General features: G+C 68.8%; 18 protein-coding genes and 6 pseudogenes. 6 read left to right on the top strand and 18 right to left on the bottom strand.

The window, feature by feature from the left end; translation table 11 throughout:
• Window positions 1-89 precede the first annotated feature (89 nt).
• The 10 genes and pseudogenes from ACZ7L1_RS38055 to ACZ7L1_RS38010 all read right to left on the bottom strand — a co-directional run bounded on the left by ACZ7L1_RS38055 (window position 90) and on the right by ACZ7L1_RS38010 (window position 7,692).
• The gene (locus tag ACZ7L1_RS38055; protein ID WP_471444131.1) at window positions 90-296 is read right to left on the bottom strand and encodes a DUF6233 domain-containing protein; all 207 of its coding nucleotides are present in this window, start codon (window positions 294-296) and stop codon (window positions 90-92) included.
• Window positions 297-933: 637 nt separating this feature from the next.
• Window positions 934-1,023: pseudogene (locus ACZ7L1_RS38050) on the bottom strand (IS982 family transposase); the annotation flags it as partial.
• Between the two features lie 41 nt (window positions 1,024-1,064).
• On the bottom strand, window positions 1,065-1,559 hold the full coding sequence (locus tag ACZ7L1_RS38045; RefSeq protein WP_471444129.1) for a DUF3995 domain-containing protein: 495 nt from the start codon (window positions 1,557-1,559) through the stop codon (window positions 1,065-1,067).
• A 115-nt stretch (window positions 1,560-1,674) separates the two neighbouring features.
• A complete protein-coding gene (locus ACZ7L1_RS38040; RefSeq protein WP_471444128.1) occupies window positions 1,675-1,965 on the bottom strand; it encodes a DUF6191 domain-containing protein in 291 nt (96 codons plus the stop codon).
• A gap of 459 nt (window positions 1,966-2,424) precedes the next feature.
• Window positions 2,425-2,556: pseudogene (locus tag ACZ7L1_RS38035) on the bottom strand (TniB family NTP-binding protein); the annotation flags it as partial.
• 115 nt (window positions 2,557-2,671) lie between these two features.
• The gene (locus ACZ7L1_RS38030) at window positions 2,672-3,892 is read right to left on the bottom strand and encodes a transposase family protein (RefSeq protein WP_471444126.1); all 1,221 of its coding nucleotides are present in this window, start codon (window positions 3,890-3,892) and stop codon (window positions 2,672-2,674) included.
• A gap of 14 nt (window positions 3,893-3,906) precedes the next feature.
• Window positions 3,907-5,136, bottom strand: a complete 1,230-nt coding sequence (locus ACZ7L1_RS38025) for a TnsA-like heteromeric transposase endonuclease subunit (RefSeq protein WP_471444124.1) — start codon at window positions 5,134-5,136, stop codon at window positions 3,907-3,909.
• 36 nt (window positions 5,137-5,172) lie between these two features.
• Entirely contained in the window at window positions 5,173-6,057 is an 885-nt protein-coding gene (locus tag ACZ7L1_RS38020; protein WP_471444122.1) for an alkaline phosphatase family protein, read from the bottom strand.
• A gap of 381 nt (window positions 6,058-6,438) precedes the next feature.
• Window positions 6,439-6,620, bottom strand: a pseudogene (locus ACZ7L1_RS38015) (hypothetical protein); the annotation flags it as partial.
• A 28-nt stretch (window positions 6,621-6,648) separates the two neighbouring features.
• Window positions 6,649-7,692 (bottom strand): GlxA family transcriptional regulator, encoded by a 1,044-nt coding sequence (locus tag ACZ7L1_RS38010; protein WP_471444119.1) that lies wholly within the window; start codon window positions 7,690-7,692, stop codon window positions 6,649-6,651.
• Between the two features lie 133 nt (window positions 7,693-7,825).
• Here ACZ7L1_RS38010 and ACZ7L1_RS38005 point away from each other — a divergent pair, with 133 nt between their 5' ends.
• Window positions 7,826-8,752: an NADP-dependent oxidoreductase gene (locus tag ACZ7L1_RS38005; RefSeq protein WP_471444117.1), complete on the top strand. Its 927-nt coding sequence runs from the start codon at window positions 7,826-7,828 to the stop codon at window positions 8,750-8,752.
• 170 nt (window positions 8,753-8,922) lie between these two features.
• Window positions 8,923-10,017: pseudogene (locus ACZ7L1_RS38000) on the top strand (integrase core domain-containing protein).
• A gap of 120 nt (window positions 10,018-10,137) precedes the next feature.
• Here ACZ7L1_RS38000 and ACZ7L1_RS37995 read toward each other — a convergent pair.
• Window positions 10,138-11,274 (bottom strand): right-handed parallel beta-helix repeat-containing protein, encoded by a 1,137-nt coding sequence (locus ACZ7L1_RS37995; RefSeq protein ID WP_471444115.1) that lies wholly within the window; start codon window positions 11,272-11,274, stop codon window positions 10,138-10,140.
• 213 nt (window positions 11,275-11,487) lie between these two features.
• Between ACZ7L1_RS37995 and ACZ7L1_RS37990 the strand changes: the two genes are divergently transcribed.
• Both ACZ7L1_RS37990 and ACZ7L1_RS37985 read left to right on the top strand, forming a co-directional pair.
• Complete coding sequence (locus tag ACZ7L1_RS37990) at window positions 11,488-11,916, top strand: hypothetical protein (protein WP_471444114.1); 429 nt, start codon at window positions 11,488-11,490, stop codon at window positions 11,914-11,916.
• A gap of 184 nt (window positions 11,917-12,100) precedes the next feature.
• On the top strand, window positions 12,101-12,409 hold the full coding sequence (locus ACZ7L1_RS37985; RefSeq protein ID WP_471444112.1) for a hypothetical protein: 309 nt from the start codon (window positions 12,101-12,103) through the stop codon (window positions 12,407-12,409).
• Between the two features lie 182 nt (window positions 12,410-12,591).
• Here the strand turns inward: ACZ7L1_RS37985 and ACZ7L1_RS37980 are convergent, their stop codons facing one another.
• The 6 genes and pseudogenes from ACZ7L1_RS37980 to ACZ7L1_RS37955 form a co-directional block, all read right to left on the bottom strand.
• Window positions 12,592-15,567 carry an aminotransferase gene (locus tag ACZ7L1_RS37980; protein WP_471444110.1) on the bottom strand — a complete coding sequence of 992 codons (2,976 nt, stop codon included), beginning with the start codon at window positions 15,565-15,567 and terminating at the stop codon, window positions 12,592-12,594.
• Window positions 15,568-15,618: 51 nt separating this feature from the next.
• Window positions 15,619-16,059 carry an Lrp/AsnC family transcriptional regulator gene (locus ACZ7L1_RS37975; protein ID WP_471444108.1) on the bottom strand — a complete coding sequence of 147 codons (441 nt, stop codon included), beginning with the start codon at window positions 16,057-16,059 and terminating at the stop codon, window positions 15,619-15,621.
• 331 nt (window positions 16,060-16,390) lie between these two features.
• Window positions 16,391-16,777, bottom strand: a complete 387-nt coding sequence (locus ACZ7L1_RS37970) for a hypothetical protein (RefSeq protein ID WP_471444106.1) — start codon at window positions 16,775-16,777, stop codon at window positions 16,391-16,393.
• Window positions 16,778-17,160: 383 nt separating this feature from the next.
• Window positions 17,161-17,475 (bottom strand): hypothetical protein, encoded by a 315-nt coding sequence (locus ACZ7L1_RS37965; protein ID WP_471444104.1) that lies wholly within the window; start codon window positions 17,473-17,475, stop codon window positions 17,161-17,163.
• The gene (locus tag ACZ7L1_RS37960) at window positions 17,466-18,332 is read right to left on the bottom strand and encodes a hypothetical protein (RefSeq protein WP_471444102.1); all 867 of its coding nucleotides are present in this window, start codon (window positions 18,330-18,332) and stop codon (window positions 17,466-17,468) included. The genes ACZ7L1_RS37965 and ACZ7L1_RS37960 overlap by 10 nt, the downstream gene beginning before the upstream one ends.
• Window positions 18,333-18,755: 423 nt before the next feature.
• Window positions 18,756-18,959 (bottom strand): annotated as a pseudogene (locus tag ACZ7L1_RS37955) (transposase family protein); the annotation flags it as partial.
• A gap of 143 nt (window positions 18,960-19,102) precedes the next feature.
• Here ACZ7L1_RS37955 and ACZ7L1_RS37950 point away from each other — a divergent pair.
• Both ACZ7L1_RS37950 and ACZ7L1_RS37945 read left to right on the top strand, forming a co-directional pair.
• The gene (locus ACZ7L1_RS37950; protein WP_471444100.1) at window positions 19,103-19,747 is read left to right on the top strand and encodes a LysE family translocator; all 645 of its coding nucleotides are present in this window, start codon (window positions 19,103-19,105) and stop codon (window positions 19,745-19,747) included.
• Between the two features lie 217 nt (window positions 19,748-19,964).
• Window positions 19,965-20,752 (top strand): annotated as a pseudogene (locus tag ACZ7L1_RS37945) (IS5 family transposase).
• Between the two features lie 82 nt (window positions 20,753-20,834).
• Here the strand turns inward: ACZ7L1_RS37945 and ACZ7L1_RS37940 are convergent.
• The coding region (locus ACZ7L1_RS37940) for a tetratricopeptide repeat protein (RefSeq protein WP_471444098.1) at window positions 20,835-21,599 on the bottom strand (765 nt) is incomplete at its 5' end.

The raw sequence follows: 21,599 nt of genomic DNA, 5'->3' as shown, positions 1-21,599 counted from the left end.
GCTACGAGAAACGGGCCTACATCTACCTCGGCACCGTCACCCTCGCAGCACTCATCATCTGGCTCCGCTCATGATCCGAGAAACAGCGCCTAGTCCAAGATGCCGAGGGCCGTGTCCGGCCGGCAGTGAACGCACGCAGGAACCTGCTGGCGCAGTGCGTCCAGCGCCTGCTGCCGGGTGACCGGACGGCACCGGCCGCTCTTGGCCGCAGCCCAGCACTCACCGGTGTGCACGGCGTCGACGTTCGAGCTGTTGAGCCCGTGCTGGAGCAACCACTCAGGCGGTGGTGGCCGCATCTCCTCACCCCGTCGTCGTTCTGCCTCGCGTCGCTCTTCCACCGCGATTCAGCCGTCGCTCTGTGCAAGAGCCGCCGTCGCCTGCTGGACCACCACGCGCCTGGCGAAGTGGAGCAACTGGAGCCGCGACGGTTCTTCGTTCATCGGCGTTCAGAACCTCGAAGAGGCTGTGACCTCCGAGCTCCAGGCGCAGCTGCTGCTCGGGGAGGTCGCGGAGGGCCCGGCCGGCGGATCCCTTGGATTCCGGAGAGCGGGCGGCGTCTTCGGTGAAGGCGGCCTCGTCGAGGTGTGCCAGAGCGTCGCGGACGAGCTTGAGGGCCTTGTTCTCGGGTGGCAGCTCCTCGCCCCGCTCGTGAGCGAGACGTGTACGCCAGCGCTCGAGCTGGTGGGCGGACCAGATCAGGAGGTGTTCCTCGGCCCACTGCGTGCGGAAGTCGTCCTGTAGCTGTTCAAGGGGCGGGCTGAAGTCCTCGGCAAGGTCGTAGGCCCGCGAGTTGGCGGCGCTGTCCTTCCGTGCCTGGCGTGTGCGGTGGGCCTGACGGATGACCGCTTCCGCCCACTGCTGCACGAAGTGGCGGGCGGCCTCCTCTCCCTCCGGTGACGGGTCTGGATATCGCTGCTGCTTCCCCATGCGAGAAGGTGGCCTGCCCATCCATCGGCCTGTCTCCAGTTCGTCGTCGATCTTCACATACAGTGCGGTCAGCAGGGTGTTCAGGTCGTTCGTCACACAATGATCTTGGATAGTCTGCTCGTGATCCCCGACGTCATTCAGGCCGTTCCGCCACTCGAACCGTCCGCTCTTCCGAACTCCCGAGCGGACAGGCCAAAGACGAGGCCGCCGACCAGGAACCAGGGATTCCACAGCACCAGCGTCCACAGCCGCTGTTCCGGGCTGACGTCTGCCTCTTGGCCCACTGCGTCGGTCAGCAACATCATTTCAACCGCGACGCCGCGCACCAGCAGTACAGCGCAAACAGACCAGCCCAGAGCCTTGACCACCCGTCCGGCCAAGCCATGGGGCCGCGGCCGTGCGAGAAGCCATCCCAGCACCCCGCCAACAAGGCACAGCATCCCCACACCCCATAAGCCCACCGCCACGAACCACGCCGGGCGTTTCTCGGCCAGGGGCCCCGCCGAGACACTCAGACCCCAGTCGCCGCCCAGCGCCCAGTAGAAATGAAGCGTGGCGAAAGCGACTGCCCAGGCGCACGCGATACGCCCCCACACGCCCACCGTTGTCCTGCCCTGCCGATCTTCATGCATAGCGAGGAGCATGCCACTGCCGTGACACGCCACCGTGAGAGAGGTGCGGATCCTTTGAAGGGGACGCCGCGTTGGTCTCACAGCTGTCGGACAGATGAGCTTGCCATGGGGCTCCTCATGATTGCTGCGCACCCCTGCGCGGCCGATGAACGGCCTCGCGGTCGGGTGGGAGGACGATGCGGGCCGTGCCGCCGGCCAGGTCGATACGGGTGCGGGGCGGGGCGCCGTCGTCTTGGTCGTCGCGACGGTTCGCCTCATGTTGTTGCTGCTCGATCTCGATCGATTTGTTGCCGTTGAATACCAGGTCGAGTTCGTTGAACGCGGACCCTGAGGTGGCAGGTGCGTCCGACGTTGAGGAGCGCGGTGGTTTTCCCGGCGGCTGCGGGGCCGGTTCCTCGGCATCCAACCCGCTGGCGAGGAGGAGAAACCCAAGCCACGCCGCACCCAGGCAGACAAGTGGGCCAGCGGCACACGGGCAACCTGGCAGGAGCGGGACATACCCCACCATGCGAGGAAGCGCGCGGGCCAGACCCGCCCCTTCACCGACGTCATCACCGCGGTGATTTTTTCGGTGCCGTCGGTGATGGCGGTGATGGCGGGGTGACGGATCGACGGGGTGGTGCTTCGGCCTGAAGGCAGGGGGGTGCCTTTTGGGCGCCGGTGGTGGTGCGGGGGTTGAGGCGGTGGATCTCGTCGATGAGGACGAGTTGGATGCCAGCGACGATGGTCTCGACGTGCTTGCGCGGCACCTGCAGGTGTCCTTCGCGCTGGTAGTACTGCTTGGCGGCCGCGTAGTTCGCCAGGTGCGCACAATGATGATCCTCGGCCGCCACCAGACCACCACCGCACGCCCCAGCCTGATCGTCACGAGGGTGGCGCGGCCGGCGAGTTGGGCGCCGCGCACCCCGCTGAACAGGGGTGTGGTGGTGACGTCGATGCCGGCGTAGACGAACGTCGCGTTCATGCGTTCGGTGAGGCCTTTGAGGAGGTCGGCGGCTTAGGGCTGCCCGCGGTAGGGGGCGAGGAGGTCGCAGTCGTAGGTGCGGTGGTTCAGGCGGATGCCGCGTTCGGTGATGGCCTGCCGGCGCATCGTTCGAGATAGTCGTCCCTGTTCAGGGCACGGGTACGTAGCCGGCGACCGAGATGAGGGCGGCCCACATCTGGTTCGGTGTCAGCGCTGCTTTGGGCAGGACGGGATGGCGCAGCCCTTCGTGGGAGCGGTGGTGGTAGTGGACGAGCCATTCGTCGAGGAGGTCCTGCAGTTGCGCAACGGTGAAGCACGCTTCGCGTTCGGCGTCGCGGCCGCGGCGGGTGATGTCGGAGCCGGTGTACCCGGGCAGGTGCTGGCAGAACAGCGAGTTGATCGAGCCGAAGGTGCGCTCGACGATGCCTTTGGCGGTGGGGGAGTAGGGCGGGGCGGGCTGCACGCTGATGCCGAGGCTCTCGCAGGCGGCGGTGAACGTCCTGGACAGGAAGACTTTGCCCCGGTCGATGATGATCGTCTCAGGGATCACGACGGGGCGGGCGGCCGCTTCCTCCACGCGCTCGTCCAGGGTCAGCAGCCGCTTGTGGGCAGGCAGCTGGGTGTGGGTGAAGCGCAGGGCGTCGGGCCAGGTGGGGCGGGCTGGGTGGGGCACGGCCATCTCAGCCAGGAGCAGGGCCGCGTCCACGGCCTGCGTGCCGCCCGGGCACAGCACAGCGGCCAGGATCGCGCGCGTTGCGACATCTACCGCGATGGTCATCTCGGGCCGGCCGAAGCTCCCGTCGTCGAACAGGGCGAGGACGTCCAGGCGGGTGGTGTCGATCTGCACCTGCTCCCCGGGCCGTAGCGCGACGGTGGGAGTGTGGCTGCGTCCATCATCGGTGATGGGCGGGGTGCGCACGCGGCGTGCGGGATGGCCGGCGGGCCCGGCGAGCTGGCGGACGAGCCGGTAGAAGGTCGCCTGCGCCGGCATGGGAGCGCTGCCGCCGTACCGGTCCTGAAGGACCTGCGCGACCCGTGGCATCAGCGCGCTGACGGTGCCCTTGGAGCGGCCCCTCTGCTTGCGCAGCACGTCCTTGACTGCGGCGACCACCCTCTCGTCCTGCCGCCCTGAAGGGCTGGGGTCGCGGGTCGTGCGGTGGTCGACGAGCCCCCACAGCCCTTGTTTGCGGTAGGCCAGGCGCATGCGCTGCACCGTGGTGCGCGACACCCGGGCGAAGCCGAGCGCGGTCAGCTCATCGGCCTTGGCCTGCTCCCGCTCGGCCAGCGTGTGCCGTTCAGGGTCGTACTGCGGCCGTACCGCTCCTTCGCTGCCGGGCCCGCCAGGCAGACCGCATTCGACTTCCCTCACGTGCCGCTGCCAGGTCAGCGCCTTCTTTCGCGCCGCGGCCGGGGCAGTCTCGAACAGCCCCCACCGCGGAACTGCCTGAGGCTGCTCCGCTTCCGCCTGCGCTCCCAGCACGGCCAAGCCCTTATCGGCGAAGAGGTGCCCCGCCAGCACCGTCTCATCGCTGCCGTCCTCGCCGGCCAGGTGCACACGCTGTCCGGCCAGGGCGACGACCTGCCACCGCAATCCGCGGAAGCGGACATGCGCCCCGACCGCCACCACCGTCCGCCCGCTGCTGACACCGCCTCCCCACGCCGGGCACCGGCCTCATCGCCGCCTGCGTTCGTGTCCGCGTCCTCCGAGGTTTCGCTGATGTCCCCGGTCTCCTCGGCATAGCCGTCCTCGCTCTCGGCGGCGTCTTCCTGAAGGCGGCCGGCCGGCACGCCTGCACCGGCATGGGGGAGCGAGCCGGGACCGACCATGGTGCGTTCGTGCAGTGGTGTTTCCAGGTCTGTCGTCAGCTGTCTGTGCCACAAGGCGTGGAAGACCATGGGGAGTACTGCGAGCGGGTCGCCGACCGCATCGGCCCCCTCGATCAGCGGCCGCGGCCGCGTGAACGCCTCGAGGACTGCCGCCGTCAGGCCGGGGCGGCCGGCGTTGCGGGGGTGGCGGTAGCCGGCCGGCCATTTCAGGTTTGCCGCCACCACCTCATCCAGCGGCGCATGCCGCTGGTAGGTCCAGCCGATGTGCGCGCACGCTTCCGCGACGGCGTTGGCGGCCTTCATCGCGCGTGCGCCGCCGGCGTCGGGGTGGCTGGGGCAGTCGGCGAGCAGGGCGGTGCCGTCTGTGTAGCGGGCGAAGATCTGCGGCACCCAGGAACGCACCTGTCCGCGGGGGTTGCGCCACAGCAGCCGTACCGGCCGCCCCGCCAGGGCGGTCACGCGCGGATCGCGGTCGAGGACGATCAGCTGGGTGCGCATCGCGTTCGAGCCTGCAGAAACGTGCCGTCCGGTCGTGGCCGACCACCACAGGCCCGGTCCCCACCGCCGCCCCGGGATCACCGGGAACGCGGACACCGGCGCCAGGTCCTCGAACGCCACCGCAAGGGCGGCGTCCTCCCACCGCTGCTGGACCACCTGCCCGACGGGGTCGAGAAAGACCGCCTCGAACCCGGTATGGCGACCGGCTGCCACCCCGGCCGGCGCGTCCTCCACGACCAGACAGGCTGACGGATCCCGGCCGAGAGCGGCGGCCTGATGCTCTTTCACCGCTGCTGAACGGGTTGCGGGAAACCTGCCCCAGGGTCAGTTCCAGATACCGGTGATGTCGGAGGCATTGGCCGCGGCACCCGCGTGGGTGGTCAGCCCGGCCAGGTCCTCGAGGGTGCGCAGGGTGTTGTAGTGGTTGTACTGCGTCGAGGTGGAGCTGCCCGGCGCCACGTGTGCGCCATAGAAGACGGTGACGATGTGGTTGTTGTGCGTGCTGTCGTCCTCGTCGAAGGTGACGGCGAGGATGCTGTTGTGGCTCTGGGCCCAGGTGGCGTAGGCGCTCAGGTTGTTCTTCAACCAGTTGTCACCGGTCGTGATGGAGCAGTCGTGCATGTCGTCGCACAGGTTCGGGATGACGAACGACACCTTCGGGAGCGTGGTGTAGTCCGTCGGGAACTGCGTGAAGGTGTACGCCGTGTTCAGCGGGACGTTGCTGAAGGCGAACCACGGGTTGTGCTTCTGTGCGTACTTGGTGGAGGACTTGGTGCACACCGTCGAGCCCTGGGAGGGCAGGCCCTCGTTGTAGCTGCCCCACGTCTTGCCCGCGGCGAGGAGCTCGGAGCCCAGGTTCGCGGCACTGCTGAACTGCGGGGTGTAGCAGTTGTCGTTGGTGATGCCCTGGTCGTTCCCGGAGAACAGGTCCAGGTAGTTCGGCTGGCTGGGATGGGTGATGGCGTACGACTGGGTGAGGTTGCCGCCACCGGCCACCAGCGTGTTGTTCAGGTACGGGGCGCTGGAGCTGCCGATGACCTGTTCGTAGGCGTGGTTCTCGAACACCACCACGACGACGTGGTCGGGTGCGGGGAGCGTGGCGGCCTGCGCAGCCGGGGCGGCGGCCCACACTCCGACCAGGGCGGCGGGTAGGACGGCGACCAGGCCGAGCGCCCGGCGAGAGCGCTTGATGCGCGACAGCAGGGACACGGGAGACCTCCTGAGTGAGCGGCGGAAAATGCTTGGAGGTTGTTCACTGACCAGGGCCCTTCCTGATCAGGCGGTAGGAGAGTAGGGGAGCTCTTCCGTCGGTTCAGCCAGCTGGACATGAAAAGACGTCGAACAGCCGTAAGCCCGCCCAGGATTCCTCCGCCCCTTGTATTCACCTGCCGGAGGTTGCAACCGGCCGCCGGGGCCTGGAACCGACGGTTCCCACCAGCAGGGCTGAATCCAGGACTGCTGCGTAGCGGCCGGCGGCTGGAGTCGACGCATAGGGCTCCGCCGAGGTTCGGAGCAGCTGCGGAACCCGGCCGACGCGGGTCGGCCGGGTTCCGGGATCAGTGACGGGCAGGCGTGCCCCCAGTCGCCTTCTTACCGGATCCGCCTTCGAGGCGGATCCGGGTCGGTAAGACTGATCACGACATCACACAGGGCGTCGGAGTGGCTTTGGTGGCTCAGTCGGCGCAAGAGTTCAGGCGGGGCGGTGCCGATGGGTTCTCGTACGATCTCGTCCGCGCGGTCGTCGTGTACGGCGTGGGTTCCGCGTTGACGATGGGCTCTTGGCTGTCGGATGCCTGGTTTTCAAACGCTTGTGGTCGCAGGGACGTTAGGGCTGAAGGTGCGGCGGTAGGCGGCGGGTGAGACACCGAAGGCCGCTCTCATGTGGGCGCGCAGAGAGTTCGCGGAGCCGAAGCCGGAGCGGTGGGCGACCAGGTCGATCGACAGGTCGGTGGTCTCCAACAACTGCTTGGCCAGTTCAAGGCGTTGCGCGGTGAGCCACTGCATAGGGGTCATTCCGACCTCGTCGCGGAAGCGGCGGGTGAAGGAGCGCAGGCTCATCCGGGCGTGTTCGCAGAGGCGGTTCAGGGAGAGGGGTTCGCCGAGGTGTTCCAGGGCCCAGGCGCGGGTGGCGGTGGTGGTGGCGACGGTGGGTTCGGGGACCGGGCGGTCGATGTACTGGGCCTGCCCGCCGTCCCGCCAGGGCGGTACGACGCACATGCGGGCGGCGCGGTTGGCGGCGGCGGCGCCGTGGTCACGGCGGATCATGTGCAGGCACAGGTCGACGCCGGCGGCGACGCCCGCGGAGGTCAGGACGTCGCCGTCGTCCACGAAGAGGACCTCCTCGTTGACCTTGACGTGGGGATAGGCGCGGCGGAACTCGGGGGCGAGGTTCCAGTGGGTGGTGGCGGGCCGGCCGTCGAGGAGCCCGGCGGCGGCCAGGACGTAGGAGCCGGTGCAGATGGACACCAGGCGGGTGCCGGGCCGGATGCCGGCGATGGCCGTGGTGACCTCGGGCGGCAGCGGGCCGCCGTGGCCCAACTCGGGCATGGCGTGCGTGGGCGGGACGATCACGGTGTCCGCAGCGGCCAGGGCCTCGGGGCCGGCTGCGGGGGACACGGTGAACCCGGCGTCGCTGAGGACCGGGGCGCCGTCGGCGGTGCAGACGGTGACCTCGTACAGGGGGCATCCGTCGGTGTCCAGGACGCTGCCGAAGACGCGGGAGGGGATGCCAAGCTCGAAGGGCGGGACGCCGGGCAGGGCGAGGACGGCGATGCGGTGCGGTCCCGGTGCCACGCCGGTCCGGACGGGGTCGGGGTTGGTGCACGGCCACTGCGTCTCACTCATGGCCAGATCCTGTCACATAGTGGCCAAACGGCCAACACCGTGGTGGGGGCGGGTGCCGCATCGTGGATTGCGTCGCGCCGGGGACGGCCCGGGCGGCCACATCCGATCGAGGCGAAAGAGTGAGGCGGACAGCATGCGTGCGGTGGTCGTGGAGCAGTGGGGCGGACCGGAAATGCTCGTCGAGCGTGAGGTCGCACAGCCCGAACCGGGACTGAACGAGGTCCTGGTACGGGTCCACGCGGCCGGAGTCAACCCGGTGGACTTCAAGACCCGGGCCAGTGGGGCCCTGATCGAGTGGGACGAGGTCCCGGCGGTCGGCTGGGACGTCTCCGGCACCGTCGAGGCCGTCGGACCGGGCGTCGGGATGTTCCGCCCCGGAGACGAGGTGTACGGCATGCCGATGTTTCCGCGGCAGGCGGGCGCCTACGCCGAGTACGTCGTCGCCCCGGCCCGCCACCTCGCGCCCAAGCCGGCGAACCTCACCCACGTGCAGGCGGCGGCGCTGCCGCTGGCCGCGTTGACCGCCCGGCAGGCACTGGTGGACACCGCCGGCGTGCGCGCCGGTGAGCGGGTGCTGGTGCACGCGGCGGCCGGCGGGGTCGGTCACCTGGCCGTGCAGATCGCCAAGGCCCGTGGCGCGTACGTCATCGGCACGGCCAGCGCCGGCAAGCACGACCTGCTGCGGGAGCTGGGTGCGGACGAGGTGATCGACTACCGCACGGTCCGGTTCGAGGACGTGGTCGGGGACGTGGATGTGGTGCTGGACGGGCTCGGCGGCCAGAACGCCGAGCGCTCTTTGAAGGTGCTGCGGGCGGGCGGCCGGTTGGTCACCCTGCCCGGCCCGGATGACGTCCCTGCAGACGTCCCCGACCACGTGCGGGCGGTGTGGATGCTGGTCGAGCCCGACCACCTGGGCCTGCGAGAGATCGCCGTCCTGGCGGAGCAGGGCGCACTCAAGCCCGTCGTGGACACCGTCGTGCCGCTGGCCCAGGCCGCAAAGGCGCACGAAATCGGTGAGCAGGGCCGCACCACCGGGAAGATCGTCCTGAGCGTGGCCTGATCGCACCGCGACCCGAAAGTGGGCGCACCAACAAACCCTCGGACCCTGTCCTTGCCGAAATCCTTGTCCGCCGAGGTGGTGAGGCGGTGGGCGGTCTTCGCGGAGCTTCGACGTTGGATGCTCACGCCGCGGTTGTGCGGAAGTCGATCAGCACTGCAAGGTGATCGTCCGTGCTGCTGCGACTGGCCTACTTCGGTGTGAGCAACGCGTTCGCGATGCTGCGCCTACTGTCGATGAGCGATCGGGACAAGGACATCGAGATCCTGGTGCTAGGGCATCAGATCACGGTGCTGGAGCGGCAACTGGTCAAGCGCAGACCGCGGTTCGATGCGGCCGACCGGGCGTTCCTGGTGGCGCTGCTGCACGGTTGCCGATGGATGCGCTGCGCCGGGTGCGGCTGCTGGTGCGCCCGGAGACGGTGCTGCGGTGGCACCGGGACCTGCTCGCACGTCGGCATGCCGCCCGGTCCCGGCCGAAGCGTCCGGGCCGGCCGCGGACCGTGCACTCCATACGCGCCCTCGTACTCCGCCTCGCGCGCGAGAATCCCCACGGGGGCTACAGGCGCGTGCACGGCGAACTGCTTGTCCTGGGCATCAAGGTCGCCGCCTCCACGGTCTGGGAGATCTTGGGGGAGGCCGGAATCGACCCAGCGGCTGAACGTGGCGCCGGCACGTGGGCCATTTCCTGTGCTCCCAGGCCGGCGCGCTGCTGGCCTGCGACTTCTTCGAGGCGGTCACCCTGTCCGGTGCGCGTCTGCAGGTGCTGGCGGTGATCGAGCACGTCAGCCGACGGATCCGCATCCTCGGCGGCGCCGCGCACCCGACAGCGGCCTGGGTGGCGTAGGCGGCGAAGAACGTCGTCATGAACCTGGAGGACGCGGGCTGCCGGGCCCGGTTCCTGATTCGGGACCGGGACGGTAAGTTCTCCGCCCTGTTCGATGACGTCCTCAAGGACGCGGGCATCCAGGTTGTGCCAAGCGGTGTCCGGATGCCGAGGATGAACGCCGTCATGGAGCGGTGGGTGCAGACCTGCCGGCGTGAGCTCCTGGACCGCACTTGATATGGAACCAGTGCCATTTGCTCCATGCTCTGCGCGAGTTCGAACACTTCTACAACTCGCATCGGCCCCACCAGGGCATCGGCAACGACCGCCCGATCCGCCCGTTGCCCGAGCCGATCAACGCCCCGGCCCGGATCCTTCGCCTTGACGTACGAAGACGCGACCGACTCGGCGGCATACTCCACGAGTACCAGCATGCCGCTTGACCTGGCCGGATGAGGTTTCCGGCAAGGACAGGGTCGAGGAGGTGGCAAGGTCCAGCGATCTTTTTGGTCGCGGTGCGCTGGGGTGTGGTCGGATGCCCGCGGGGTTTGATGGGTGCGAGGTCAGCCGGTGCAGCCGGTGACGATGGTGGGGCTGCCGGCGCAGTTGGTGGGTGTGTTGTGCCGGATTTCTGACTGGTTCACCGTGAACTGGGTGTCGGTGTACACGCCGCCCGGTGCGATGGTGGAGGCGTTGTTGTTCACCTCGCTGTGATCGAGCGTCACCGCGCCGCCGGTGTTGTAGATGCCGCCGCCCTGCGAATCGCCGGATCCGCTCGCGCTGTTGTGGTCGACTGAGCTGTGCCGAAGCACCAGGGTGCCGTGCGCTTGGAAAATGCCGCCGCCCTGGACGGTGTTGCCTGCGACGACGTTGCCGGTGACCTCGGTGTTGATGAGGGTCAGCGAGGCTTTATTCCAGATCCCGCCGCCCTCCGTGCTCGTGTTGGTGTTGTTCAGGATCTTGCTGTTGATGAACTGGACGGTGCCGCCGTCGATGTCGATGCCGCCGCCGTAATCGACGACGGCGTTGTCCTTCAGAGTGGTGTTGCGGTAGACCGCGTCACCGCTGTCGTGGTCGATGGCGCCGCCGGAATCCGCGGCGGAGTTGCGGGCGAACACGACCCCGTCGGTGGTGACGGTGCCGTCCGACTGCAGACCGCCGCCTTTGAGACCCGCGTTGTTGAAGGTGAACTGAGTGCGGGTGATGTCCGCCGTGGCTCCTGCCTCGACATCGACGCCGCCGCCCTCGCTCACGGCGGTGTTGTTGTCGAGGGTGGCGTCGCTGAGCTTCAGCTTGCCGCCTTTGTCGACCAGGATGCCTCCCCCGTCATCGGGTGCGTTGCCGCCGCGGATCGTGATGTCGTCGAGCCGGAGGCCACCGGTGGAGGTGACGTGGAAGATGCGGAAGACGCCGGCCGTGAGCCCGTCACGGACGATCGTCGCGTCACGGCCCTGGATGGTGAGCTGCTTGGTGATGGGGGGTAGTCCGTCGGCGCCGGTGTAGGCGGTGTGCAGGTGGTAGGTGCAGTGGCGGGCGAGGACAAGTGTGGATCCCGCCTGCGCGGTGGCGATCGCGGTGGTCAGGGCCGTGGTGTCACACGGCACCGAAATGCCTTGGTCCGCCACGGCTGGTACCGCACTCACGCCCTGGGCGAGAAGGGCGGCGAACGCCGCCATGCCGGGCAGTGTGATGTATCGCATGGCTCTCCTTGAGGTGCGGGGACCGCCGGAGCGCGCACGGCCCCTCGTCCGTGTCCCGGACACTGGGAGCAAAGCTGCCTGCCGCGCCTTTTCAGGCGAGCCGCAGGTCCTTCTCACCTGGGCACAGCATCAGATTCGGCCGAGCGGCCCAATTTCATCGTCCGGGCAGCAGCCAGGTCGGAAGACGAGGATGGAGAACTTCCGCCGCGTTGCTTGCAGACGTCTTCGCGCGCCCGGCCGAACCGGCGCATTACATACGCCGATGCCATCCTGGTCCTGTTCACCCCCTTCGGCCGTCTCCAGGCTCACGGTCCGAAAGTCGCGGTGTGGTGGCGGTGCGGGCACGGCGCGTGGGAGGACCTTCCCACCGCGCTGGCCGACCCCAACGGCTTCGACGCCTGGCAGGAATGCGACGACGAACGCCGCCGCCGGCGCGAGGACCAACGCGAGCATGAACAACGGCAGGCAGCGGCGCACCAGGCTGCAGCGCGGGGTCAGCCCCCTGCCGCGCTCCCGGACCCCGGCGCGCGCCAGCTGGTCCGCGAACGCCTTGAAGAACTGCGCTTTGCCAGTCGTCCGGCGCCGGCACCGTACGAGCAATGCGGCCAGCCCGTCACCGGCCCTCCGGCGAGCTGTCGATGAGGCCCCGCCCGTGGACGGCCGCTACTGCCCGCTTTGCCGTATCGACCTGGCCGGGCAGCCTCCAGCGCTCCTCAAAGCCCTCTTCGGCCGCCGAGCTGACCAGTGGCTGCAGGCCCATCTGAAGGCCTTCCTGCCCTCCTAGGAGGAGGACCCGCCCCCTGCCCTCCGCCTTCCCGATGGCCCCGTGGCGGTCAGGCGAGCTGTCGGCGGCAGTGTCGACTACACGACCGGCCCCATCGCCCCGAAGAAGATCAACCCCAAGGCGAGGACCACCTACAGCTACACCTTCACCAAGCCCGGCTACAGCCCCGGCAGCGTCTCCTACGCCTCCGCCGTCTACCGCTGCGACAACTACTACGGCAGCAGCCGGGCCGGCCGGTCCGGCTGCGCGTTCACCGACGCCCCGACCGGGGTGAGCATGGTCGGCCTGCCCCGCACTGGACCTGGTGCAGGCACCAGGCCGCGTCCCAGAGGTATTGGAGCACGTGGATGAGGTCGATGACGATGTGCACCGTCCCCCCGGCGTTCGGCCTTGGCGGTGATGAGGTCGAGTTGGTGGCGGGCGCCGTCTACGAGCACGACCCAGCACCGGCGGTGCGCTCGGCGCGGTCGCCGGCCAGCAGGTCGAGCGTCACCTCGGCGCCGAATCGCGAAGCGCCGATGCCGAGCCGGGTGTCACCAGGTGTGGCCGTGGCCGAGTTGGATGAGGGCCAGGTCGAGCATGTCGACGAAGAAGTCCGCGGCGGCGGTGTCGATGCACAGCGGTGGCTTGATCTTCAGGATGTTGAGGTGGTCGCCGGTGGGCTGGACGATGACCCCGAGGTCGAGCATACGGTCGCAGAGTTCGGCGGTCTCTTCGGTGGCGGGTTCCAGGTTGGTGCGGTCCCGGACGAGTTCGAGGCCGAGGTAGAGGCCCGAGCCGTGGACGGCGCCGATGATGGCGTAGCGGTCGGCCAGTGTCTCGAGCCGGCGCTTCAGATGGCCGCCGACGCGCACCGCGTTGCCCTGGAGGTCCTCGTCGCGCAGGGTGTCCAGGACGGTGAGGCCCACCACGCTGGAGACCGGGCTGCCACCGGTGGAGGAGAAGAAGTAGCCCTGGTCGCGGTACCGGTCCGCGACCGACTTGGACGTGATGACGGCGCCGAGGGGGTGTCCGTTGCCCATGGCCTTGGCGACACAGACGATGTCGGGGATGACCCGCTGCTGCTCGAAGCCCCAGAACCAGTGTCCCAGGCGGCCGTAGCCGACTTGGACCTCGTCGGCGACGGCGAGGCCGCCGTGACGGCGGACAGCCGCGTACACCTGGGCGAGATAGTCGTCGGGGAGGGCGACGCCTCCGGCGTTGCCGTAGTAGGTCTCGCCGATGAACGCTCCTGCCGGGCGGCCGGAAGCGGCCAGTTCGTTGATCACCCCGACGGCCTCGGGTCCGTAGCGCCCGGCGTCCGTCCCGCGGTGCCGGCCTCGGTAGGAGTTGGGCGAGTCCACGGTGTGGACCCAGCTCGGGCGGGTGGCGCAGGCGTTCGGGTTGTCCTGGAGCGAGGTGGAGACCGCGTCGGAGGCGTACGTCCAGCCGTGGTACGCCTCGCGCAGTGCGACAACATCGTGCTGCCCTGAGGCCCCGATGGCCAGCCGGATGCCCAGGTCCACCGCCTCGGAACCGGAGTTGACCAGGAACACCGTGTCCAGGGGCTCGGGAAGCAGTCCGGCGAGACGTTCGGTGAACTCCACCACCGAGGCGTAGTGGAATCGCGAGTTGGTGTTGAGCCGTCGCAGCTGCCGGGAAACCGCCTGCTCGACCCGGGGGTGGGCGTGGCCCAACGGGGTGACGTTGTTGACGATGTCGAGGTACGAGCGGCCGTCGGTGGACAGGAGATGGTGGCGCCAGCCTCGTTCGATATGGGGAGGGTTGGCGTAGTAGTGCTCCTGTACGGTCGCGAACGCGGCGTCGCGCCGGTCGAGCAGGTCCCTCTCGCGCGTGCGGTCGGAGTCGACCGGGAGGCCGAGGAGCGGGGCGGGGTCGGCGGTGAGCGCGAGCCAGCCGGCGGCGTACTCGGGACGGACCAGGCGCGGGGCGGCGGGGCCGTCGGCGTCACGCAACGCAACGTGAACCGAGGCGCCGGAGCTGAGCTGGACGATGTCCTCGCCCGCCTGCACCGTCGCACCGGTGCTGACCACGGGCTGGATCGCGCGGGGGAAGGACAGCGACAGCGCCTGCGCGCCGTAGGTGAGGTCCACGCGGCCCGGCACCGCGGCGAGGACCCTGCCCGCGGCGGGCGCCTGCACCACGGCATCCCGGCCGAGCCAGAGGTCGATTCCGGTGGGCACCGTGGCGGTGGAGACCGCCGACAGTGCCGGTGTCCGAGTGAGCCGCGCATGGGCGTACCAGGTGGCCACCGCGGCTGCTCCGTCCGCGAGCGCGGCGGCCGCCAGCCTGTCCTCGGTGCCGGCGTCCAACCAGGCTCCGTGGTCCATGGAATCGGCGTCGGTGGACAGGTCGAGGAGGGTGATGTCGCCGGCGGCGAGGTCCCGCAGGAGAGGGCGCACCGGCGTATCGGCCTGCGCGGTCCGGGCAGGCACGTCAGCCATGCCTGTCACGCCCCTGACGAGGCGGATCATCACCGGCAGAGGCAGCCAGGTGGCCTGTTCGAATATGCGCCACTCGCGGTCGAGTGCGGCCTTCGCGTAGGCGTTGTCCTCGTCGACGGCAGCCTGCTGCCTCCCGCTGGCGACCAGCACGGAGGCGCGCAGGACCACGAGCGGCCACAACGCCTCCGCCTCCTCTGGGGAGAGCGGCCGAACGGCGTGGAAGGCGCGGACGGCCGGCAGCACTTGGTGAGGCTCGATACCGTCGTGGTGGAGCAGTGAGGACAGTGTCACGGCAAGTTCGCCGACCGCCCAGCTCGTGGTCACGTCACCGAAGTCGATGATTCCGTCCGGCATGGGCGGACGGGTGTCGGGACGGCGGATCAGATTGTCGTCGGTGAGGTCCAGGTGCACGGCCTGCGACGGCAGCGCGGAGGCGAGCTTCTGGACGTGTGCCCAGGCCTCGGCGGTCGCGGCCTGTACGGCGGTGCGCCGGTCGTGCTCGTCGATGTGCCCGGCGAGCTTGGCGACGACGCGATCGGCGTGCTGCGGGTCCCACTGGAGCACGCGGTCGAGGCCCGGGTGCCGGAAGTCGCGCAGAGCGGTGCTGACTTTTCCGACGATCGTGCCCATGGCCGCCACCGTGGTCGGTGACAGGTGCCGGGGTCCCGAGAGTGCGCCGCCGGGCAGGTAGCGCAGCAGTCGCGCGACGGCCGGACCGGTCTCAGTGTCCACCGTCGTGCGACGCGGGGAGCCGTCAGGGCGGCGCAGGACGGTGGCGATGCGCAGTTCCGGGCGGGCCGAGGCGATCAGGTCGGCTGCCGCGTCCTGGGCTTCGATCTCTACAGTGCTGAAGGCAGGGTTGGCGATCTTCAGAATCGCCGCGGGCATCCCATCGTCGGCGTACAGCAGGAAGTTGGCGTCCTGCTGGCTGCCCAGCGACTGCGCGCGAGCAGAGATGCCGAGGTGTTCGGCAGCGATGAGCTCAGCCTCGGCCGGCGCCACGCGGGGTACGGGAAGGGCGTCCTCGGTGAAGAAGTCGATCGTGCGGTACTCGTCGGGCAGCATGCAGGGTTCCTCGGCTGGTGCGGGCAAACAGGGCTGGGACGCTCGGATGCCTCAGTCGACATGCCACAAGAAGCGGTGAGTGTGAATCCCGAAGTAGGGGAAGTTCTCCAGGGATGCGACACCCTCGATGGGCCGCACGACGTCGTTGATGAAGTCCAGAAGATCTCGAGGCTGACTGCACACCACCTCCGCGAACAGGTCGAAGCCGCCGGACGTCAGGACCGTGTACACCACTTCGTCGTGCCGGGCCAGCTCATCGGCGACCGCCCGGGGATCGCCGTCGATGCGCAAGCCCAGGAGTGCCATTGTCTGCTGGCCCATGGTCATCGGATCGGTCACTCCGACGACCTGGACCGCGTTCGTGTCGATCAGCCGCTGCAGCCGGTGCCTCGCGGCCGAGGGTGACAACCCCACCTTCGGCCCCAGATCGGCGTAAGGGATCCGGCCGTCGACCTGCAGCTCTCGCAGGATGGCCCGGTCGATCTCGTCCATGAAGCACCTCTCTCGCCTGCGTGAACGGCAGGCATTGCGCTTGCTTCAAGCACAATGCCGGATCGCTGCGCTCGATTCAAGCGTGAAGACGATCGAATCGAGCGAAGTGCACGCCCGGGCCGCCTGGCACCGCGCCGCCGCCTCGGGGGATCTGGGCGCTGGCGGTTCCCTCTCGCGCGTCGGCGGGGCCACGCGCGTCCCCGGCCGCTGTGAGCGCCCGGGGAGGTGGTTGTATGGCGCGATGGGCGCGCCTCGGGGGTAGCGGCGCCCACCGCGGGGCCACGTGACAGACGGCCCCACTGTGGCGGCTCCGGCAGTGAAGAGCGATGGTTCAGAAGATGCTCGGCATGTTCACTTTCTCTGTCATCAGGGTGATGACGAAGGGGGCGGTCAGCCAGGCTGGGGCGGCAAGTAGCGCGATCCACCACTGGGGGAGGCTGATCACAAAGGCGAGGAGAATTCCGGTGCAGGTCACGATGCACAGAGCGTGGAACCACAGTGCCCCCCACGGTGTTCCTGTGCCCGCTCGTATGGCCATTGCGGTGGCGAGGCCGCCGAGTCCGATGAGAAACGTGGCCAGGACAAGCGCGCGTGTGGAGGCTCCGGAAGTCACGGTGCTGGTCTTACCCGCTGCTTCAACCTTGACGATCCTGTTTTTCCACACCGTAAGATTCGCGGATGCCCCGGAACGTGCGGCTTGGTAAACGGGGTCATCCACTGTAATGGCGTGTTGGCCTGCGAGGCGTGTGCGGCGCATTGCTGGCGCAGGTCCTGTGGGTCGTCCGGTGCGGAGACGGCGCGCGGGGCGGCGAGGCGCGAGCGGTGCTTGCGCGCGTAGTCGGCCAGCGGGATGGGATGGTCAAGTCCGCGCAGTTGGCTGGCGGGGACCGAGGAGGCGTCGACGAACGCGCCCGGTTCGGGGCCTGTGCGGTGGACGGTGCGGGGCGGGCGGCGGTGGTGGCTGCGGTGAGCAGCGTCAGGGCGGCAGCGGTGGCGGCGCCGCGGGCACAACGTGCCAGTGCTGTACGGGTCTTCACCTGGAAACTCCTTGCGGACATACCGGGCTGGGCGCCATCTGCTGCTGGGGCCGGGGGACAGGGGTCACGAGGCGTCGCACAGATCACCCCAGCAGGCATCCAGCAGCGCGCCCGTATGCGCTGAGTAGCGGGCGGTGAAGCCGTCGAAGCGCTGGTCGGTGCGCTGGAGCCCAGGTGTGGAGCCGGTAGAGGTCACCGTCCAGGCAGCGTCGCTGCCGGCGGCGCGAAGGCGTGCCTTCGGTCCTGCGGGCGCGGTGGGCGGGGTGAGGGTGAGCATGTCGGCCGGGACATCAAAGGCGGCCGAAGCCTGGGCGCGGATGTCGGCGGCCGAAACGTCGGCGCTGCCCGTGGTGTCCTCAAGGCCGCTATTCACAGGCAAGGCCGCGGCATTGCAGACCCGGACGGTAACCACGCAGTCGGCGAGACCGGGCACGGTCGCCAGGCAGCTGTCCGGGTCGTTTTCCAGACAGCTCTGAAGAGCTTGCTGGTCCACGCCGTTGAATGTGCCAAGCAGGCTGCTGGCGGCCGGGCGGCGGGCCGGGCAGGAGACGCCGAGTCCGGTCGGGCCAGGGCGGCTGCCTGCCGACGAGGCTTGGAGACCGTCCACTGCGTGAAGTTCGCGGCATCGGCGAGCTTGGTGGTGAAACAGCTCGGCGGCTTGTAAGTGGTGCTGCACGCGGGGAGCGTGACGGACTTGGCCACGTTGCGGGTGGCCACTTGCTTCCACGCCTTGTTCTCGCCCATGAACTGCATCCGGTCCGCGATCGACGGGATGTTGATGTACGTCGGGCCGGTCACCTCCAGGCCGACGTCGATGCGGTTGGGGTTACCACGCGGCACCTTGAGCTGGCTGGTGGCGGAGCCGACCTTGTTGAAGTCGTACAGCACGTCCCACTGGTTGCCGCTGTCCTGGCGGACGGTCATATAGGTGTGGTTGCGGTTGTCCGGCTTGGTCGGGTTCACGCCGGCCGTGATCGCCTTCGTGCGTCCTCCGCTGGTGGTCAGTTCCGTCCAGCGCGGCCCGTAGGTGGACGTGGTCTTGCCTGTTTTCTGCGCGTACAGACCGATCTCGATGTTGGCGGCGAGCGGGCTGCTTTCGGTATTCGGGGTGACCCGCAGGTAGTTGGAGGCCTGCACCGTTGCGCTGCCGGTGTCGGTCTGGTCGAAGGCGATCGGCACGTTGCGCCAGGTCGCAAAGCCGCCGATCATCGGCTCACCCGGCTGGCTGCAGGTCATGGCCCAGAACGTGATGCGTGCGTTATAGAGGATGCTGCAGGCATCGTTGGGCGGAGCAGCACCGGTCGGCGGCGCCGTGCCGAGAACGGTGAGTGCGGTGGCTCCAGCGCACGCCAAAGCCAAGAATCTCGCGCGTGAACGCGACAAGGTTTCCCCAAGAAACGATCAAGTGTGGTCACCGGGGAACCTACCGTCACACCCTCAACACCTATCCACTCATAGGATGAATTGGCTCGATACCCACGCGTGATCCCTGTCACTGCACCGTCGTCGACAAGGTGAGCCAGGAAAAACCCGGCCCAACGCCTCCACCAAGGCACATGGCCCGAACCGGGATGGTGCCCCACCCCGGAGGCGCCTCTGTACTGCACATGCCTGATGGAGTGCGCGCGTTGCAGGCCAAACAGTGAGCCTTTTTCAACCTCAGTTGGAGCAGGTCAGGTGAAGGACGGCTTGGACGAGGTGGGTTATGCGGGTGGTGGAGCACCGAAGCTTGCGCAGTAGCCGCCAGGTCTTGAGGGCGGCCATGGCCTGTCCGACGAGTGCGCGGATCTTGGCGTGTGAGCGGTTGACCGCTTGCTGACCTGTGGACAGCGTCTCCCAGCGGCCCCAGTAGGGCAGCCGGACAGCGAGCGTGGATGTGCCGAACGGCAAGGCCGTATCCTGCGGTGGGCGAAGCAGGCGCTGTAGATGCGCCGGTTGTCCATTGCAGTGGGCGCATCCCCACGCCGGGGTACCAGGCACCCGACGAACTACCAGGAGGTTGACCGGTGATCACTCTGTCCGCAGTGGGAGGAGTGGCTCTGGTCGAACTAGGCATGGCCCTGACTCCGGGACCGAACATGATCCATCTGGCATCCCGCGCGATCACCCAAGGCCGCAGGGCGGGTCTGGTCAGCCTCAGTGGGACCGCCGCGGGCTTCCTGTGCTACCTGCTGGCCGCGGCTGCGGGCCTTTCCGCGCTGTTCAGTGCCGTGCCGGTGGCCTACACAGTGGTCAAGCTTGCCGGGGCCGTCTACCTGGCCTACCTCGCCTGGGGCATGCTCAAGCCCGGCGGCCGTTCGCCCTTCGCCCCGGCCCAGGACCTGCCCCCGGTCTCCGACGCCCGACTGTTTTCGATGGGGCTGCTGACCAACCTGCTCAACCCTAAGATCGCTCTGCTGTACGCCGCCCTACTTCCGCAGTTCCTGAACCCTCATGTGGGTCCGGCCTGGAAGCAACTGCTCCAGCTCGGCGGTGTACAGATCATTGTGGGGATCACCGTGAACGCTGTGATCATGTTGGGTGCAGCACGGGTGTCCGGGTTTCTGGCCGCCCGGCCCCGCGTCATGACCGCCCAGCGGTTCACGGCAGGCGGCCTGCTCGGCATCTTCGCTCTGCGCACCGCACTGTCCCGCACCCCCGTCTCCACCTGAGCCATGCCTTCGTATCCGTAACGCGGCCAGCACCGCATCCCGGCCCGGCTCATGCAGTGTGAGGGCCATCCCCGCGATCACATTGGTCGCCACATCGACGAACCACCCACGGACGCGAGCCGCGTCCAACCTGATTCGGCGGGCGGGTAGTTGAGGGGGTGGGGCGGCAGTGAGACGTGAAGAAGCTCTTGGTAGACGGGTTCACGACCAAGATCGCTTGTCCGTCAGGAGCTTCCGCGCGCTTGTCTATCCTTCCGGCGTCGATGTGTCCACCGAGAGCCTGCGCTTCCTGACCGCCCGCCTGCGCACCAGCCGCCGGGAACGCGGCACCCGATGGCGTCGTCTGACCGCCGGACGGCAGGCCCTGCTTGTCCTCGCGCACTTGCGATCCCGCCACACCTACGCTCAGCTCGCCGCCGGCTTCGGTATCGGCACCGCCACCGCCTACCGCTACATCGCCGAAGCCGTCGAGATCTTGGCCACCCGGGCCCCGACCCTGGCTCAGGCCATGATGACCGCCTCCACCAAGGCGTTCGTGATGTTGGACGGCACACTGTTGCCGATCGACCGCGTTGCCGCCGACCGCCCTTTTTCTACTCCGGCAAGCACAAGAAACACGGAATGAACGTGCAGGTCATCGCTGACCCCGCCGGGCGACTGTTGTGGGCTTCACCCGCACTGCCGGGCGCGGTCCACGAAATCAAGGCGGCCCGGACGCACGGCATCATCGATGCCCTCGCGGAGGCTCGCGTGCCCTGCTGGGCGGACAAGGGCTACCGAGGCGCCGGCGGCACCATACGGCTGCCCTACTGGGGCCGCTGGGAGACGCTGTCCACAGGTCAGCAAGCGGTCAACCGCTCACACGCCAAGATCCGCGCACTCGTCGGACAGGCCATGGCCGCCCTCAAGACCTGGCGGCTACTGCGCAAGCTTCGGTGCTCCACCACCCGCATAACCCACCTCGTCCAAGCTGTCCTCGTCCTGCACCTGACCTGCTCCAACTGAGGTTGAAAAGGCTCAGTGTGATGCCATGCGACGTCCGTGCCCCTTCGCTGGGACGGACGAGCGTCGCGGTGTTGCGCTCGGATCATGAGCCGTCGATGCGGTCGAACAGCGCCAGGGCCTCGGCGGTGCGGCGGTGGTCCGGGCCGAAGGCGGCCAGACAGGCGTGGTGGGCGGTTGCGGTCAGGGTGCGGGCCTCGGTACTGCGGCCCAGCCCCAGCAGGGCGGTGGCCAGAGCCAGCTCCACGGCGCCAGTCTCCGGGCGGCACTCATGCTCGGGCAGGCTGCGGCGCAGCTCGTCGGCGTGCTGCGCCTCGGCGAGAGCCTCCTCATGGCGGCCCTGGCCATTGAGACTGCGGGCCAGGCCGAGCCGCAGGGCCAAGGTGAACCGGCCCGGTAGGCGATGAACGGCAAGGGCCTCGCGGGCGAGCGCCTCGGCCTCCGGGTGGCGGCCCTGCCCGTTGAGAGCGTAGATCAGTCCGTTCCGGGCGGCCGCCGTTAGCATCCGCATCGCCAGCACTCTGCCGCGAGCTGCGGCAGAGGCGACGGTCACGCACTCCGCTTCGCATTCGGCGTGCCTGCCGAGCGCGGTCAGTGTCTGGGCGCGGTTCGAGCGCAGTTGCAGGGTCTGCCAATCTTTGGCGCCGAAGAGCCTTCCGAAGACCGGCAGCAGTTCGTCGTAGGTGGCGAGCGCCTCGACGTAGCGGCCCTGGGCGTCCATCGCCGCCGCAGCAATGCGCAGAGCCCGCGGTGCGTCCTCGCGTGGGAAGGAACGGGCCGAGGCCATGGCGTGGGCCTCGGCTTCCGCCTCCGCATAGCGCCCGGCCTCGTACAGGGCCACAGCCTGAGC

This window comes from Streptomyces sp. NPDC107546, from assembly GCF_055639175.1.
This window is presented reverse-complemented; position numbering and strand designations above follow the sequence as displayed.